14 protein-coding genes and 1 pseudogene are annotated in these 15,205 nt (G+C 46.5%); 4 read left to right on the plus strand and 11 right to left on the minus strand.

What is annotated here, in order from left to right:
* Window positions 1–5: 5 nt before the first annotated feature.
* From neuC to EZI54_RS08675, 5 genes are all read right to left on the minus strand, one after another.
* Complete coding sequence (neuC, locus tag EZI54_RS08655) at window positions 6–1,172, minus strand: UDP-N-acetylglucosamine 2-epimerase (RefSeq protein ID WP_131481020.1); 1,167 nt, start codon at window positions 1,170–1,172, stop codon at window positions 6–8.
* On the minus strand, window positions 1,169–2,329 hold the full coding sequence (locus EZI54_RS08660; RefSeq protein WP_242674390.1) for a LegC family aminotransferase: 1,161 nt from the start codon (window positions 2,327–2,329) through the stop codon (window positions 1,169–1,171). The genes neuC and EZI54_RS08660 overlap by 4 nt, the downstream gene beginning before the upstream one ends.
* Entirely contained in the window at window positions 2,322–3,308 is a 987-nt protein-coding gene (locus tag EZI54_RS08665; RefSeq protein WP_278248710.1) for an NAD-dependent 4,6-dehydratase LegB, read from the minus strand. The genes EZI54_RS08660 and EZI54_RS08665 overlap by 8 nt, the downstream gene beginning before the upstream one ends.
* Window positions 3,309–3,345: 37 nt before the next feature.
* Complete coding sequence (locus tag EZI54_RS08670; RefSeq protein WP_131481022.1) at window positions 3,346–4,584, minus strand: lipopolysaccharide biosynthesis protein; 1,239 nt, start codon at window positions 4,582–4,584, stop codon at window positions 3,346–3,348.
* Between the two features lie 130 nt (window positions 4,585–4,714).
* A complete protein-coding gene (locus tag EZI54_RS08675; RefSeq protein WP_131481024.1) occupies window positions 4,715–5,473 on the minus strand; it encodes a Wzz/FepE/Etk N-terminal domain-containing protein in 759 nt (252 codons plus the stop codon).
* Between the two features lie 372 nt (window positions 5,474–5,845).
* On the opposite strand from EZI54_RS08675, the pseudogene EZI54_RS08680 reads away from it, so the two are divergent.
* A pseudogene (locus tag EZI54_RS08680) lies at window positions 5,846–6,160 on the plus strand (HI0074 family nucleotidyltransferase substrate-binding subunit); the annotation flags it as partial.
* A gap of 212 nt (window positions 6,161–6,372) precedes the next feature.
* Here the strand turns inward: EZI54_RS08680 and EZI54_RS25050 are convergent.
* The 3 genes from EZI54_RS25050 to EZI54_RS08695 all read right to left on the minus strand — a co-directional run bounded on the left by EZI54_RS25050 (window position 6,373) and on the right by EZI54_RS08695 (window position 8,063).
* Window positions 6,373–6,693, minus strand: coding sequence for an SLC13 family permease (locus EZI54_RS25050; RefSeq protein WP_242674391.1), 321 nt, complete (start codon window positions 6,691–6,693; stop codon window positions 6,373–6,375).
* Window positions 6,694–6,718: 25 nt separating this feature from the next.
* Window positions 6,719–7,315 carry an adenylyl-sulfate kinase gene (gene cysC / locus EZI54_RS08690; RefSeq protein ID WP_131481026.1) on the minus strand — a complete coding sequence of 199 codons (597 nt, stop codon included), beginning with the start codon at window positions 7,313–7,315 and terminating at the stop codon, window positions 6,719–6,721.
* Window positions 7,316–7,634: 319 nt separating this feature from the next.
* Window positions 7,635–8,063 carry a pilin gene (locus EZI54_RS08695; RefSeq protein ID WP_131481028.1) on the minus strand — a complete coding sequence of 143 codons (429 nt, stop codon included), beginning with the start codon at window positions 8,061–8,063 and terminating at the stop codon, window positions 7,635–7,637.
* A gap of 253 nt (window positions 8,064–8,316) precedes the next feature.
* Here EZI54_RS08695 and EZI54_RS08700 point away from each other — a divergent pair, with 253 nt between their 5' ends.
* From EZI54_RS08700 to EZI54_RS25420, 3 genes are read left to right on the plus strand one after another with little or no spacing between them, the layout of a single operon-like run.
* Complete coding sequence (locus EZI54_RS08700) at window positions 8,317–9,561, plus strand: glycosyltransferase (RefSeq protein ID WP_131481030.1); 1,245 nt, start codon at window positions 8,317–8,319, stop codon at window positions 9,559–9,561.
* Window positions 9,539–10,750, plus strand: coding sequence for a polysaccharide pyruvyl transferase family protein (locus EZI54_RS08705; protein WP_131481032.1), 1,212 nt, complete (start codon window positions 9,539–9,541; stop codon window positions 10,748–10,750). The genes EZI54_RS08700 and EZI54_RS08705 overlap by 23 nt, the downstream gene beginning before the upstream one ends.
* Complete coding sequence (locus EZI54_RS25420) at window positions 10,731–11,633, plus strand: lysylphosphatidylglycerol synthase domain-containing protein (RefSeq protein WP_131481034.1); 903 nt, start codon at window positions 10,731–10,733, stop codon at window positions 11,631–11,633. Before EZI54_RS08705 ends, EZI54_RS25420 begins: the two co-directional genes overlap by 20 nt.
* Before the next feature lie 3 nt (window positions 11,634–11,636).
* Here the strand turns inward: EZI54_RS25420 and EZI54_RS08715 are convergent, their stop codons facing one another.
* The 3 genes from EZI54_RS08715 to EZI54_RS08725 form a co-directional block, all read right to left on the minus strand.
* The gene (locus EZI54_RS08715) at window positions 11,637–12,491 is read right to left on the minus strand and encodes a glycosyltransferase family 2 protein (protein ID WP_131481036.1); all 855 of its coding nucleotides are present in this window, start codon (window positions 12,489–12,491) and stop codon (window positions 11,637–11,639) included.
* A 10-nt stretch (window positions 12,492–12,501) separates the two neighbouring features.
* A complete protein-coding gene (locus tag EZI54_RS08720; protein WP_131481038.1) occupies window positions 12,502–14,433 on the minus strand; it encodes a tetratricopeptide repeat protein in 1,932 nt (643 codons plus the stop codon).
* 83 nt (window positions 14,434–14,516) lie between these two features.
* Window positions 14,517–14,945, minus strand: a complete 429-nt coding sequence (locus EZI54_RS08725) for a pilin (protein ID WP_131481040.1) — start codon at window positions 14,943–14,945, stop codon at window positions 14,517–14,519.
* Window positions 14,946–15,205: the final 260 nt, after the last annotated feature.

Consider the following 15,205-nt stretch of genomic DNA (forward strand, 5'->3'; position numbering starts at 1 on the left):
TCGCTTTAATCCTCCTGGCGTTCGGAGATGTCATGAAAGACTTTGGTACCGGGGGGCTGTTGCTCACGCAGGATGTCAACAATCCTCGCCGATGTCTCACCACTGCCATAGGGATTGTCACAGGACTCTGAAACCTGTTTGGTCATGGGCGACAAAGCCCGTTCGATGGCGCGGCTGATACCCTCTCGGGTCGTCCCGGAATGAATCACGGAATCTGCGGCAAGGCGCCCTTTTTGGCGAACACCAATATTGACTGTTGGTGTATTAAGTGAGGGCACCTCTATGATGCCACTGGAAGAGTTGCCGATAACAGCATCACCGAGAGCCACTGCACTCAGGTAGCACTGCAGGCCCAGAGAGGGTACGGCGAACACTCTGCCAATGCGTTCACTGGCAAAGTGTTCAAGCATCTGAATCAGCCGGTGCCCGCCGTTGTCGGAGTTGGGGTAGGTGAGCAAAACCTGGTGCTCCGGAAACTCATCCAGCGCCGTTAGCAGGTTGTCGAACGTTTGCTCACTGTCTTCGTCGCCAGCAGTGACAGGATGGTAAGTCACCAGGAAAAACGGCTGTTTCAAGTCAAGCCCGAACTTCTGGTTGATTGCGGCGAGGGAAACCCTCGGGACAGTCCGTATGTTTTCAATGCCCAACGCGCCAACGTTCCAGACACTATCCGGTTGCTCTCCCATCTGTATTACTCGCTGGCGATACTCCTCGGAGGCAGCAAAATGGTAGTGCGAGAGTTTAGTGATAGCGTGGCGAATTGGGTCATCGTAAGCACCTTCAGTGAGTTCTCCACCGTGGAGGTGTGCAATTGGGATGCGCATGACGGCAGCTACCTGAGCAATAGCCAGAGCTTCATATCGATCTCCCAGGATCACCAGGCAATCCGGCTGCAAACGCTCCAATGCATCTGCAAAACCGATCACCCCTACCCCCATGGATTTGGCAACGCCACAGCTCGTATCTGAGGCGAGGAGCATCTCCACCTTGGCATCAATGGTAAACCCGTCGGCCTCAATGGTCCGCCAAGTCTCGCCGAATTGAGGCGACAGATGCATGCCACTGACGATCAGTTGCAAGTTCATTTCTGAGTGCTGTGTCAGCCTCGTGAGCAGTGGGTGCAGTAAGCCATACTCTGCCCGGGTTCCGGTAAATACGGCGACTGTTTTCATGGCTGGGCCGGTTTTACGCTGCTGGGAAGATTAACGAGGCGCTCTGCTATACTTCGTGAGATGTCGAGGGCTCCTCGTGTGCAATGCTGGTACATCGGCAGATCACACATTAGCTGCCAGACTGGGCGAGTCATTACGTTGCTGGCGTTAGTCACCTCAAGCAATCGATCTCTCGATACCTGATCCGGACACAGGACGGCGTTTAGCCAGAAATTGCTTCTACAACCCTCCGGCTCATCAACAAACTTGAACTCTGCCCCTTTGAGAAGGTGCCGGTACTCACTCGCCAATGCCCGCTTTTCCGCCAGAAACCCCGGCAACTGCTCCAGCTGTGCAACTCCTAGAGCTGCGTTAATATTGGGTAACCTGTAGTTATAACCAACTTCATCGTGAACGTATTCGTAGGGATGGGGCTTCTTGGCAGTTGTGGTCAGGTGCTTTGCGCATTTGCCGGTTTCCTCATCGCAAAGGATCATCCCACCACCACCAGTGGTTATGATTTTGTTGCCATTGAAACTCACGGCGGCCAGCTTCCCGAATGTTCCGGTATGCCGGCCATGGTAGAAGCTACCGAGCGATTCCGCCGCGTCTTCAACAAGTGGAATATTCCACATCCTGCAAACGCGCACGAGCCCCGCCAGATCAGCGGGGTGTCCGAAGGTATGCATGGGCAGACAGGCCGAAATTCGCCGGCCCGTTGCCTGTTCCACGCACCGCCCAAACGCATCACTTACCGCATGACTGTCCAGCCAACCCTCAAGCGAGCGTGGACTAAGGCCAAGCGTGGACTCGTCCACATCGATAAACAGCGGCTCGGCCCCGCAGTAAGTGATGGCATTACAGGTCGCAACGAACGTCAGAGCCTGAGTAATCACCAGGTCTCCCTGCCCGACCCCTGCCATTCGAAGGCTGACATGAAGAGCAGCGGTTCCATTTACCGTCGCCACCGCGCTCTCGACACCGGTGTAGGCGGCCATGTCCTGCTCGAAACGATTAACGTACTCACCCACGCTAGATACGAACGTGGACTTAATGGTGTTCGCAACATAAGTCTGTTCGCTACCCTTGAACACGGGCGCGTGCAGCGGTATGAACTCATTTGTTCCGTAATGGTCTTTTACAAACTCAATCAGACGATTGGCCAACACGTCAGACATTATAGATTCCAGCTTTGTAATGCTTCAGGTTCTCTGGATTCGTAAACCACGCCACCGTTTTCCTCAACCCATCTTCAATCGAATGCTTGGGCGTGAAACCAGTCAGTTCGCGCATCTTCGCATTTTCCCCCCAAAGTCGGAACACCTCGGATTTACCGGGGCGAAAGCGTTGTTCGTCGGTAATGAACTCGACATCGCTTTGCATAATATTCCGAATCAGGCTCAGGGTATCGCCTACGGAAATCTCGAAGTTGGAAGCGATGTTCACTGTCTCGCCCACCGTTTTTTGAGAGTTAGCCAGTGCCAGGAAACCCCTACAAGTGTCTTCGACGTAGTTGAAATCCCGCGTGGGCGTCACATCACCGAGCTTAATGGATTTCTGGCCAGCGGCGATCTGGGTAATGATAGTGGGGATCACTGCACGAGCGGACTGGCGCGGCCCGTAGGTATTGAAAGGGCGAGCCACTGTAAGAGGTAGGTCAAACGCGTTGTAGAAGCTCATTGCCATGGCATCAGCGGCGATTTTGGAGGCACTGTAGGGCGATTGGGGCTGTACCGGGTGCTTCTCGTCGATGGGGACGTATTGGGCAGTGCCATAGACCTCACTGGTAGATGTGTGAATCACCCGCTTAACATCGTTGTCTAGAGCGGCCTGACAGATATTCAGTGTGCCTTTAACGTTGGTGTCTACGTAGCTGTCTGGCGCGACGTAGGAATACGGAATCGCAATCAACGCCGCCAGGTGATAAACGATATCGACACCTTTGGTAATGTGCTTGCAGTAGTGCGGGTCTCGGACATCACCATTCAGGACTTCCACTTGGTCCAGGCAACCAATATTCTCAAGCCACCCCCAGTAGTTGAATGAATTATACTGGGACAATGCTTTTACCTTGTAACCCTCACGCACGAGCAGCTCAGTGAGATGGGAGCCAATAAATCCATCCGCTCCCGTTACCAAAACAGTTTCTTTCATCATATTCAATTCCCAATTCGAAGATTACGACAGCGGCTCATCATTGTAATAGGAGAAGCTCTTTACGTGTGATATGCCATTTCCAGTACTTCAGAAGCGCTGCGATGCTACTGCCAATAAGCATGGAAACCGTGACCGCCCAATAATCGGTATATCTAGCCAATATAAGAAGCGCGAGCGCTGCAGTCGCCAACCCAGCAATATTGGCGGTGATAATACTGCGGTCCCTGGCAGTCGTGTAAAGACCATATTGAAAGACATAGCCGCCAATGAAAACCGCCATCGTGATAACGACAGCGCCGAATAGTGGTAAATTCTCAGCGTATACCGGTTCTTCCAGAATAGGGAATACTATGATGCCTGCCGCTACCGCGCCGACCACCAACAGCACCAACCATAGCGCTGACTGCTTAACCAGCTTCCGATATGCCATCTCAAATTCAGGCATATTGTTTTCCTTGTAAGACTTCATCATTCTCGGGTAATAAAAGACAAAGACTCCGGACTCCATGAAAGAAAGCATGGCCGAGGCAACGCCCATATAAACACTGTAAGCACCCAATAGCGTCAAGTCATTCAGCGCCTCAAAAACATAGCGATCAAAGGTAAACAAAGTTCTGACAGCAATTGACGATACAAGCAAGGGAATAGCTATCACAACCCCAGCCCTAACCCAACGCCAGTCAAAGCTCACAAAAGCCCCCTTCCAATCGAGCACCACCAGCGGTCCCACGCCTATGAGAACGCTAATAAATGTGCCCACAAGCCAGAAAAGCAGGAGGTCAGAGATGTTCCTGAAATCGGGGTTGAACCACATGGCAAATGTAAAGCAGATAGCCCATAAGGCCTGCTTTATAAATATGATAATCGTTGCAAGCAAAGGTCTTTCAATAGCGATAAGAAATCGCATCAGTTCCGTTGACAGATGTTCAAGGACAATCAGTATGACAAAGGCCCCCATGATGCTCCACGGCAGCACCCCAGCCCAGAAAAGAGCGCCGGAAGCCGGCAATACAAGCGCATACATCAGGCCAAAGAAGATCAACTGGCTCGACAATAACCGGGACCATTCCGACCGCGGCCGCGCAACCAAATCACGTGTACTGAAGGTATAGAATTCGAAGCCAACAAAATAGATAGAGTAGGATACAGTTACGGTTATCAGCCCATATAGCCCTACCTGCTCAGGTGGAAGGAAAGCCGCCAGCGTCAGCACAAAAGCGAACTTTACAGCTAACGTTAGTGCCCTGAGCCCCAAATTTATTAAGCGAGTTTTCATTCAGTCTAATCAGCCTACCTAAAATGTACCCTTACATACTTATGAAAATATCAGAGGGCACAAGCATCTCTCCGGCCGTACACCTTGTTCAACACAACAAGCTGATCAGGATCGGGTGATGTTCAGTCCGTTAGTGCTGACGTGCCATCTGGGCGCGAACGGCAACGAAAAACTCGGTTAAAAATGCTGCAAAGACCCCCAGCATACCCCCGAGAACGATTGCCAGCACAACGATTAGGACCCTCTTGGGTCCGGTCGCGTCGGCACTCTGCCTTGCGACTACCAGTGTTTTAGCCGGTTTCAGACTGGCCAGTTCAAGCTCAAGATTCAACTTCCGCTCGACCGCGCCTGCTACAGTCTCACCGGTCGCGCCTTCCTCCTGCAGGGATTGAATGAGCTTGCCAACAGCCGTGATCTGCTGCTCCAGTTGATTCTTTTGCTCTTCCAGAAGACTACCTTGCTCTTTAGTGACATCGGCCATCAACGTCTGATGAATATGCTCAACCATATTCGCCCGATCTTCGCTTGCTTCTGAGGCTAGCTTGATGATGTTCGTTTTCTCCGGATTATCAAATGTCACTTCAAAAGGTAGCTTTCCGTGCTCCGCCTCATAGGTGGCACGGACCTCAGGCAGCCAACGTCCTTCCAACCCGGACATGACAACCTCGGGAGACACCAGTGGCTCATTTGAGTCCGTCGCTGCTCCCTGGATCAGGCTGGTATAACGATAAGTCGTATCTGCGATCAGCGCATACGCCACACCCGCCAATACGCAGACCGTGAACACAGCATAAAACACCCGGCGGCGCCGAACAAAAGTGACCGCCAAGTCAACCAGACTTATTTCATCATTGAACTCATTCCGTTGATGCATCTGAGCGTCATTCATTGAGTGATCCCACTGCTTCAGTTTCAACTGTTGTCGTATGGCAGCGACCGTATGCGCTACCGCCCTGCCCCGATTCGACAACCCGGGACAAAGCGGCAGAATTCTACAGAAAGATGACTTCGATTTCAGTTACTATCCGCCAGGGCTATCGATCTATCCAGGCCATACTCTCTGGCCCAAAAGGTTCTCATGAATACGGCGACCACCTCCTATCCCTATGATATGTTATCGAATCACCCCCTCAACCGGTTCAGCCTTCTGCCCAATCAGGATATTCGCTGGGTACATCGGTTCAGCAATTTCAAGAAAGCCTTCCACCAGTTGAACGACGCTGTGACATTGATGCGCTCTCCATAGCTTTCAAAACTCGAGAAGCAAGACGTCATTCAAGCCTTTGAGTACACTTACGAGCTTGCCTGGAATCTGCTGCGAGATTATTTGCGATGGCAGGGAAATACCTCGATTACCGGTTCGAGGGACACCATATGGGAAGCCTTTGCTGCCAACCTGATTTATGACGGAGAGCGGTGGATGCAACTGCTGCAGGACAGAAACCGAATCTCCCATACCCATAGCGAAGAAACGGCTGAAGAAATCCTGACCAGCATCAACCAGCATTACCTGACCCTGTTCAAGGATATTGGTCGGCGTATGCTTCCCGTGAAACAGAAAGCATGGCAGCATTAAAACGAGTTCTGAAACGGCTACCTCGAATCGTCACCCCAAGAGCTGGAAATTCTGGACCGAGGACAACTTCAACCAGGCAGCGCTGGTGGCTGGCGAACTCCAGCTTGTAAACACCTGAGTGAGCAGACTTCAAGCCATGAATCCGCCTTAGCTCTGCGGCACATTCTGGCGCGCCAATAAAATAAAGACGATCCCCCACCTGCAATGTCCGATCAGGCTCTAATTTCAGTCAGATAACCATATGCCAGAGCCCGAAGACCCGCCTCAGCGATTGTCTTGCCAATGAGCAGGCGCGCAACCCATTGGACCGCGCCGGTTTCCTTGCGTCCGGCCGCAACAATATAAAGAACTGCAATCGTTATGACACCGGGATTAGCAAAGCCAGCAAGAGCTTCAGTTGGCGACAGAATACCTGTGAGGAGAAGGATGGTGAGCGCGGCCATCAGCACGAGATCGGCTGAGACGCGGGTTAAAGCCAGTGCTATTAAAACGCTAGATAGCACTCCGACTGTGGTTATAGCTTCCCAAGTCATACCGGTTTAGCGCCCCAATGCAGACTCAGGAAATCAACTCGCGTCGGACCAGATATTCGATGATAACGTCAACACAATGGTCAACGCTCATAGAAGAAGAATCGAGGCGGATCTCAGGTCGCTCAGGCGCCTGATAGGGTGAATCGATACCAGTAAAATTCTTGATGACACCTTGCCTGGCTTTTTCATAGAGCCCCTTTGGGTCCCGCTCTTCGCAGGTGTTGATCGGCGTATCCATAAAGATCTCGATAAACTCGCCCGCCGGGAACAGCTTACGCACCATTCTACGATCGCCGGTAAATGGCGAGATGAAGGCACTAATAACGATCAGACCTGCGTCGGTGAAGAGCTTGCTGACTTCACCGATACGGCGAATATTCTCGACACGATCGTCATCGGAAAACCCGAGGTCACTACAGAGTCCATGACGCACGTTATCACCATCCAGCAAAAACGTGTGATAACCACGCTCATGAAGGGCTACATCCAACGCGTTCGCGATCGTAGACTTCCCAGAACCGCTCAGCCCGGTAAACCAGAGCAAACAGGGCTTCTGATTTTTAGAGCCCGCCCGATCTGCGCGGGAAACTTTATGGTGGTGCCAGATAATGTCCTTATTCAATGGTAGGTCCCGTATGCGCCCAATTCGATGATCCGGATAGTTCACCATGTGCCTACAGCGCATGGCAAGATTTTAGTGCCAACTGTCACGGCTGCTGTGATTGCAGGAAATACCCTATGCTGATCCGCTTCGGCATGAATGCACTGACCTAATGATTCCGGACAATTACATAAGTGGTAAAATCGCCACTACACACGGCTTTTCCTGCGAAACCCGTCCATGCAGGCCTGAGCCTTCTTACGACTCATGGAGCGCCTCCTTACTAGGGGCAAGCCCACCTAACGATAATAGGAGCCCGCTTAGTAGGTAAATCGGAGGTTTAGCGGCAGCTTGCAGGCACGTATCGATCTTCTCCGCTAAAACTGCAGCTCCAAACAACACCTCCTGATTTGGTAGTCACAGGCGACAATTGAAGGACTTCACCATCAATAAACCTAGAAGCATTATTGCCTAGACGAACACTTAAAACAGAATCTACAACGGAAACTCGATCGACATAGGCCCCAACAGTGCTTGACGGCATAGGCAGGCCATGTGAGCCGCTATTAACACCGGAAAACACCCCCTTACCACCCATGAATACCTCCTCGACCTGCACCCTAATGCCCGACGAAATTGACAGTGCTTCCGATACTTGAGCCCGCGCCGAATATAGTTGATAAGCCGGGATGGCTACAGCAGCAAGAATTCCAAGGATCGCCACAACGATCAGCAACTCAATAAGAGTAAATCCGTACTCTCTATTCATCAGTCATCACGCCTCTTAGAAAAACTTTCCAACCATCACTAGGCAAATATCGAGCCACATTTTTTTACAGTTTTTTCAGCGAGATAAAAGATCAACATAATCACTAAGGACCTGGAAGGACAAAACCTGACAATTTTTCGAGCAACCTTCAGCACCAAAATATAACAAAAAGATACAGAGATATCTTTTTGCCGACACCTAGATCAAATGGTATATTTTCGAAATACACTTCCTTTTCGGTACGGATATACAGTTGAAAATTCTAGTATTGACATCCACATACTCATCAAACAGCAGTTATAAGATCCCGACATTCGTATCAGAGCAGATCAAAGAAATAAGTCGTCAAAACCCTAGGTTTTCATTTTCAATACTAGCGCCGCATGATGCGCTTCTAGAAACATCAAACCATACATCCGATAATATAAGGGTGAAATTTTTCCGTTATTTTTACCCAAACAGCTTGCAGTCACTGAATGCCCATGGCCTTTGGCCAACAATAAAAAAAAACCCTCTCAAAATTATTGCATTCATCTTTCAACTTGCTTTCGGTATATATTGGACCGTCCGATTGACCACTAGAACGAAGCCCGATCTCATTTATGCACACTGGTTTACACCACAAGGAATCGCTGCATTCATTGCATCAAAGTTAACCAACACGCCATTCGCTATAACAAGCCACTCATCTGATGTTTTTGTGCTAAAGAAGTTACCTTTAATCGGACCACTACTAGTAAAATCTGCTCTAAACCAATCAAGCGCTATATCAGTTGTTAGCTCACGAACCTATGAAAAAATAAAATGCTTTTACTCGGAAAAGGAATGGGAAAATATACAGAAAAAAATCTTCTTATTGCCAATGGGCGTACACCTTCCTTCCGAAACCTGTAAGCAAGACGCAGGTAATTACAAGCCTGAGAGAGTACTTTTTATAGGAAGACTAACGGAAAAGAAGGGTCTACAGTACTTAATACCGGCATTTTACGAAATATCAAAACGCTTCCCCAAAGCCGCCCTAGAAATCTGCGGGAGCGGGCCACTTGAAAACTCAATCCTTGAGGCAATCGAGCATTATGGTCTAAACGAGAAGGTCCGACTTCTCGGCCACATAGAAGGACAAGATAAGGACCGCATCTTACGAAATTGCAAAGTATTTGTAACACCGTCAATTATTACTGACGATGGCGATGCCGAGGGTTTACCGGTAGCTCTCCTCGAGGGATTAAGCTATGGGAAGATCTGTATTGCTACTCGAGAAAGCGGTGCAGATGACATTATTAAAGATGGCATTAACGGTTTTTTGATTAGCCAGAGATCGGTATCTGAATTAGAATCTGCGTTATCCAAAGCCCTAGAAATCGAAGCCGATGTGCATCAAGGAATCGAAAAAAATGCGAAGAACACAGCAAAAGAATATAGCTGGGAAATTATTGGCAAAAAGTATACAGATTTTTTGATCAAGGCATCCTACAGTGAAAAAAGTTCTAATAATTAATAGCGACTCTCCGTTTAACAAGGGAGATCAGGCAATATTGCTAGGAAACGTAAGTCTAATTAAGAAAATATGGCCAGAGTCAACGATAACTGCAATATCCAACAATCCAACCAGGGACAAGAAATGGTTTGATATTGACTTCATTGAAATGCCAGTATACTCACTCAACCCGGTAAAACTGATAAATTTAACTTTAAAAGCCAGAAATTATGACCTTATATTCTGGGGAGGTGGAGAGCTACTAAAGGATTACACGACAAAAATCGCGCCGATATATTGGTGCATGAGAATGCTGCTCATAAAACTGGCAAAAAAGCCCATTTACGGGCTTTTTCAAGGTATTGGCCCCACTCACTCTAGAATGTCAAAGCACTTCATTTCACGCGCAGTGAATCTATGCAAACTATTTATGGTTCGAGACCAGCTATCGGCTGAAAAGTTAATTCAATACGGGGTAATTAAAGAAAAAGTTGTAGTCGGCTTTGATCCAGCAATATTAGGCACGCCTAATCATAATTTAAATGCAGCGATAACCAACAATCTGGAGCCAGATTTCCTTCATAATAGCATTATAGTTAGCGCCCGACGATGGTTTCACTACAAGAAAAGCAGCTGGCTTCCACTTGCTATCCAAAACCGAATTAACCCGATGAGTCAGCGGAGCGAGTATCAAACCTACATAAAGAACTTCCAAAGCCTGCTCAAACGGGTTCAGGAGTGTTATGGAGTAAACTTGCTTTTTATACCAATGTTTAACTCTGATAATGAGGGCGACTCAGACTTCTGCGCCGAACTAGCAACAGCTTTACAAAAAGAAAGGACTCACATACTGGATACGTCTACCATATCACCCAACGACCTAATAGATATATATTCACAAGCTAAATGCACTATCGCGAGTCGACTTCATAGCTCGATAATTTCCATAGCTTCTGGAACACCCTCAATTTGTCTGTATTATGTCGACAAAGGAAAATTGTTTTTTGAACAACTCGAGTCTCCCGAGCAGTCATTCCCGATTGAGACGCTTCTGGAGGGCAACTATGAAAGAGCAATAATGGAAAAATTAGAATATATACTTAATTCACCTAAAGAAAAGTACAACTGCCAGTATCGCCTCACCACAATGAGGAATCAGCTAATAAACATATTCGAATCCGCAGTGAAAGATGAAAAAAAGACTCGTTAAACTTCTCCGACTTCTGATCATTTTTTTAAGTGTAGCTTTTATCCTAATACACGCATGGGGACTCGACTATAACGCAATCTCAATTTCTAACTTCAACCTATACTTCTTATCTTTCTCGATATTTTTGTCACTTACTTTCAGGCTTCTACTATCACTAATATGGAACAGATCTATCTACTTTTTTAGTGGCAAAAAACCGGATTATCGAAGCACACTTCATGCTTACGCAGTTTCATGGATAGCGCGATACATTCCAGGTGGAGTATTCAGCATTATAAGCAGAAGCATAATAAACAAACGAATTGAGATGAGACATTCATTATCTGCCAGCTTGTTTGAGGTGATACTACAAATTCTGGCATTAGCTACTTCTATCCTTATTATCCTTTTACTTCTAAATGCAAAAATATCACTTAGGGCGCAAATTATACCAGGAAGTCTGGCAACTCTTATACTTGCCATAGCATTACTCTTTCCATACTTCTCTCATAATTTCCAAATGCGTATTTATGAAATAACAAAATTAGACTTGCGACTCTCCACCTCAAGAAAGCTCAAAACACTCACACAACTTCCATTATATTTTTTATCAGTAAATATAGGATCAGCTTCGTTTGTTATGCTGATACTATCAATAATTCCAAGCCTTTCAACTCCAAATATTCTCAATGTATATTCAGTGTATTTAGTCTTATCGCTAGCAAGCACTCTTATTTTTATCGTACCCGCTGGAATAGGCATTCGTGAAGCGGGATTAACATTTTTTTTAACGCCCATTATTGGAGCTGAACTGGCATTATTGATATCCATATCTTCGAGGATATGGACTATCGCCTGTGACTGCTTGTTTTATCTATTATCTTTGGCCGTAAAAAAGCGCTAGAACCTATGAGTTGTCATTTTTGTACATAAGAGCGGTAATTTGCTCCGATACTAGACCAACCATAAAGACAACCAAAGAGGTAGTGAACATTAAAGCACTCATATTTGTGAAACGACCCTGTGTAATATAGGTAAAGCAATAGTAAGCGACCCCCAAAAGGAAGACAGAAAGCGACACAGGAACAAATAATTTCAACGGCGAATATAAGGTTCCTATTTTAAATATTATTAGCAAAAACCTCACGCCATCCTTAACAGGCTTAAGATGGCTTTTCCCAATCCGCTTCTTTACATCGATGCCAACATAGCTAACAGAGTAACCAGCCCTAAAGAAAGCCAGAGTGCTAGTAGTTGGGTAAGAAAAGCCATTCGGTAGCAAATACAAGAACTCGCGAAATTTCAATGCATTGACTGCACGGAACCCGGAAGTTAAGTCTTTAACCTCATGCCCCGTCACATAACTGGCTAACCTATTATATAAGCCATTGGCAAATCCCCTTCCTATATTCGCTTGCCCTTCAGCATTACGTGACCCAATAACCATATCATATCCGGAACGAATCCCTTCGACTAACTTGTGAATATCTTCTGGTCGATGCTGTCCATCTCCATCCATAAAAATCAGCACATCTCCAGTTGCCTCACGAGCACCTGACTTCACCGCAGCACCATTTCCTTTTGAATAAGGATGAAGAACCTCTTTCACGTTGTGCTCTTTACATATTTCAGAAGTGTTGTCTGATGAACCGTCATTCACTACAATAATTTCACTTGCAACACTCAAAAGCTTTAGCTCAGGAATCAGAGACTTCAAACTATTAGCTTCGTTCTTCGCTGGAATAATTATCGATAATTTCATATGAAACCCATTATTCAAAATTTTCTTTATCTTCTTCTACAGTTTCCTGAAAACTCAAGATATCCTGAGCGAACTGCACTGGATCTTTCAGCGAGTTATGTAGTTTCCCCATTCTAACCAACTGAAGCGCCTTATCTGACAATTTTAGCGCCTCATCGAACCGATTCACCGATGCTAAATAAGCCGCGGTCACCATAATATATTCCGGATTTTCGGAGCTCAAGACGGCTTTAAGCGGCTTAACTTTTGAAGGGGAGTAGCTAGGGTACATCACGTAAAATCGGTCTGCGTAGATTCGCAATAGACGCCTAGATATCTCACCTTGATCTTGACCACCTTGTTGACCGACTTCAAAGGCCATCATTAACTCACGAAAGTACCCAGGAGTAATGAAATCACATCGCCCGTTCCGCATATATTGCCACATTTTTTCTATGGCCAGTCGGTCGCGGCCGTCAAATGCTTGGGTCTTAGCCATAGAAATTAAATTATCCATATCGCCGGAATCTTTTACACCAAGCAAACAATCAACGAGCACAACGTGCATTCTTAAATAAATATTATCAGGATTGGCTCTAATAGCCTCTTCAAGAGCTTTCTTAGCTGCCTGAGGTTGGCCGTCGTACAAAAGCGCATTATTTAACTCAATATGCGATCGAATCGAATGAGGGGACGTCTTTGCTAAATATGCCCCAAATACAACCCGGTCAGCCCACAAATCCGTTCGTGCAAACAAAATACTTGGATACAAGATTAATGGGAACAGAAAAACTATCACCTTCGGAATAGAATATTTACTGAGAAATCTGGCTAACTCAAGCCAAAAAAAGCCAATAAAAAGGCTTGGCAAGTAATTTCGATGCTCAAAAATAAGTTCGAGGTTTAACGCTGTCGATTCAATGATATGACCAGCAAAGAAAAAAAGTATTGAAAAGCCGAGCAAGCTATATCGGTTTAAATTGAATATAGCCAATCCGAAAATGAACAGTACGACCAAGATGCTTACCATGGGCACCCAGGATGATACCATCAAACCCAAATAAGGATGAACATCGTCATAATATAGACCAGGAGTATAAAGCGAAGGAAGTAAAAGCTCTTTTATATAATAAAGTAGAACAGAAGGTTCAGTTATTAGACGCTGATAAGGAGTAAAATCTCGCCCAGGATAAAGATCCCCCCATCCATTCAGGCTTGCTTTGTAAACAATGATAGAAAACACGCAAAAGCTACCTATCAGCAGAACAGAGCACACCAGCCTTTTATAACATTTCTTCCCCCAAGGAAGCGATTTTAAAACTGACACCTCTAAAACTGTAAGTAAAACCGGCAGTACCGCGCCATTTTCTTTTGAGAATACGGCTAGAAGAAACGAAAGAAAAAGCGCAATACCATATAAAAAGGCTGAGATTATTTTCCCATCACCGAGTTTAACTCGCGCTTTTAGGTATATAAGAACACCAATAACACAAAATAATGTGCTTAGTTGAGCCATGCGCTGCACGGGATACAGGACAGTCGAGGCATGAAAAGGATTCAACAGCCAAACCGCGCAGACAAACAATGCAGCTAGAGCCGGATAGCTCACACCAACGATGCGTGATATTAAAAATGCGGCCCAAAATAAAACAGCACCAATCAGGAGATGAATTAATATATTGGTATTTTTAAATTCGCTTGCAGTACTGGGCCAAGTATTATCATCAATAAGAAAAGAAATCATTGATACTGGACGACCGGTGGGGCCCGCCGCATTACCCAGAACGAACTCTTTAAACGAGTTATAATCGTGAACGGAACCACTATCATTTAGCGCACTTAAGTTAGAAAAGTCATCAAAGTAAAATGCATCGTTTACACCGTGATTATAGAGTAATCCGACCATAACAATAAGAATATAAAAGCTAAATCCGGCAATACAATGCTCTTTTTTAAGATGCAATTTCCTTGACTCCTAATAAAAAAAGGCCCGAAAACTCGGGCCTTTTTAAAAACTAACAAATTATGCGCGACTCGAAAGCCTGATCAGTCGCGACAGTCAGTCGGCAAGTATTTAGTATCCAATGAACCCGGTTTGCAGTTCCAAGATACAGAGCCTGCGCTTGTGATCGGAGAAACAAGCAAAGTGTCGCCTTTGATCGCAGCGTTTGCATCATTACCGTATTCAACCTTGATGAGGCCATCACTGACAGTGACCGCAGACACGTATGTCCCTGCGATATCAGCAGCGTCGGCCAAGCCTGCATTGGAGTTTTGAGCAGGGTATGTTCCGCGCTGCGTGTAAAACTCAGCTACGGAAGTCTTTGCACCCGCAGCCAGGCTCATGCCCTCAGACACTTGCGCTCGAATGGTGTAATCCTGATAAGCCGGGATGGCGACCGCAGCCAGAATACCGATGATCGCAACAACGATCATCAATTCAATCAAAGTAAAACCCTGTTGTACGCGCTTCATATACATCTCCGCATTATTCCTTTCATTTAACACCCCGGTCGGGGAGGCCTGCGGAGATCCTAGCAGGAGCCATGCCAATTGCAAGAAAATGTAAAAATCCTTCTTTAAATCAGACTGATGAGAGGAGTCGATCGCGGAAACATCGTTAAGAAAGCCCTAACACTGTGACATAGGGCGCCGACTAGTGACGTATTTTGTCACCCGCCAATAGCAACAACCAGCTTTCGGCTCGGAATCCAGTAGAACCTTTCAAATCCTTT

The sequence above is a fragment of the Marinobacter halodurans genome (genome assembly GCF_004327985.1).
Lineage (GTDB): Bacteria > Pseudomonadota > Gammaproteobacteria > Pseudomonadales > Oleiphilaceae > Marinobacter_A > Marinobacter_A halodurans.

Coding starts and splice junctions, on each gene's coding strand:
- EZI54_RS08695 (WP_131481028.1), bottom strand. CDS start 8,063: ATGAATAGAGAGTACGGATTTACTCTTATTGAGTTGCTGATCGTTGTG.
- EZI54_RS08715 (WP_131481036.1), bottom strand. CDS start 12,491: ATGAAATTATCGATAATTATTCCAGCGAAGAACGAAGCTAATAGTTTG.
- EZI54_RS08725 (WP_131481040.1), bottom strand. CDS start 14,945: ATGAAGCGCGTACAACAGGGTTTTACTTTGATTGAATTGATGATCGTT.
- EZI54_RS08670 (WP_131481022.1), bottom strand. CDS start 4,584: ATGAAAACTCGCTTAATAAATTTGGGGCTCAGGGCACTAACGTTAGCT.
- EZI54_RS08675 (WP_131481024.1), bottom strand. CDS start 5,473: ATGAATGACGCTCAGATGCATCAACGGAATGAGTTCAATGATGAAATA.
- EZI54_RS25050 (WP_242674391.1), bottom strand. CDS start 6,693: ATGACTTGGGAAGCTATAACCACAGTCGGAGTGCTATCTAGCGTTTTA.
- EZI54_RS25420 (WP_131481034.1), top strand. CDS start 10,731: ATGAAAAAAAGACTCGTTAAACTTCTCCGACTTCTGATCATTTTTTTA.
- EZI54_RS08660 (WP_242674390.1), bottom strand. CDS start 2,329: ATGTCTGACGTGTTGGCCAATCGTCTGATTGAGTTTGTAAAAGACCAT.
- EZI54_RS08665 (WP_278248710.1), bottom strand. CDS start 3,308: ATGATGAAAGAAACTGTTTTGGTAACGGGAGCGGATGGATTTATTGGC.
- neuC (WP_131481020.1), bottom strand. CDS start 1,172: ATGAAAACAGTCGCCGTATTTACCGGAACCCGGGCAGAGTATGGCTTA.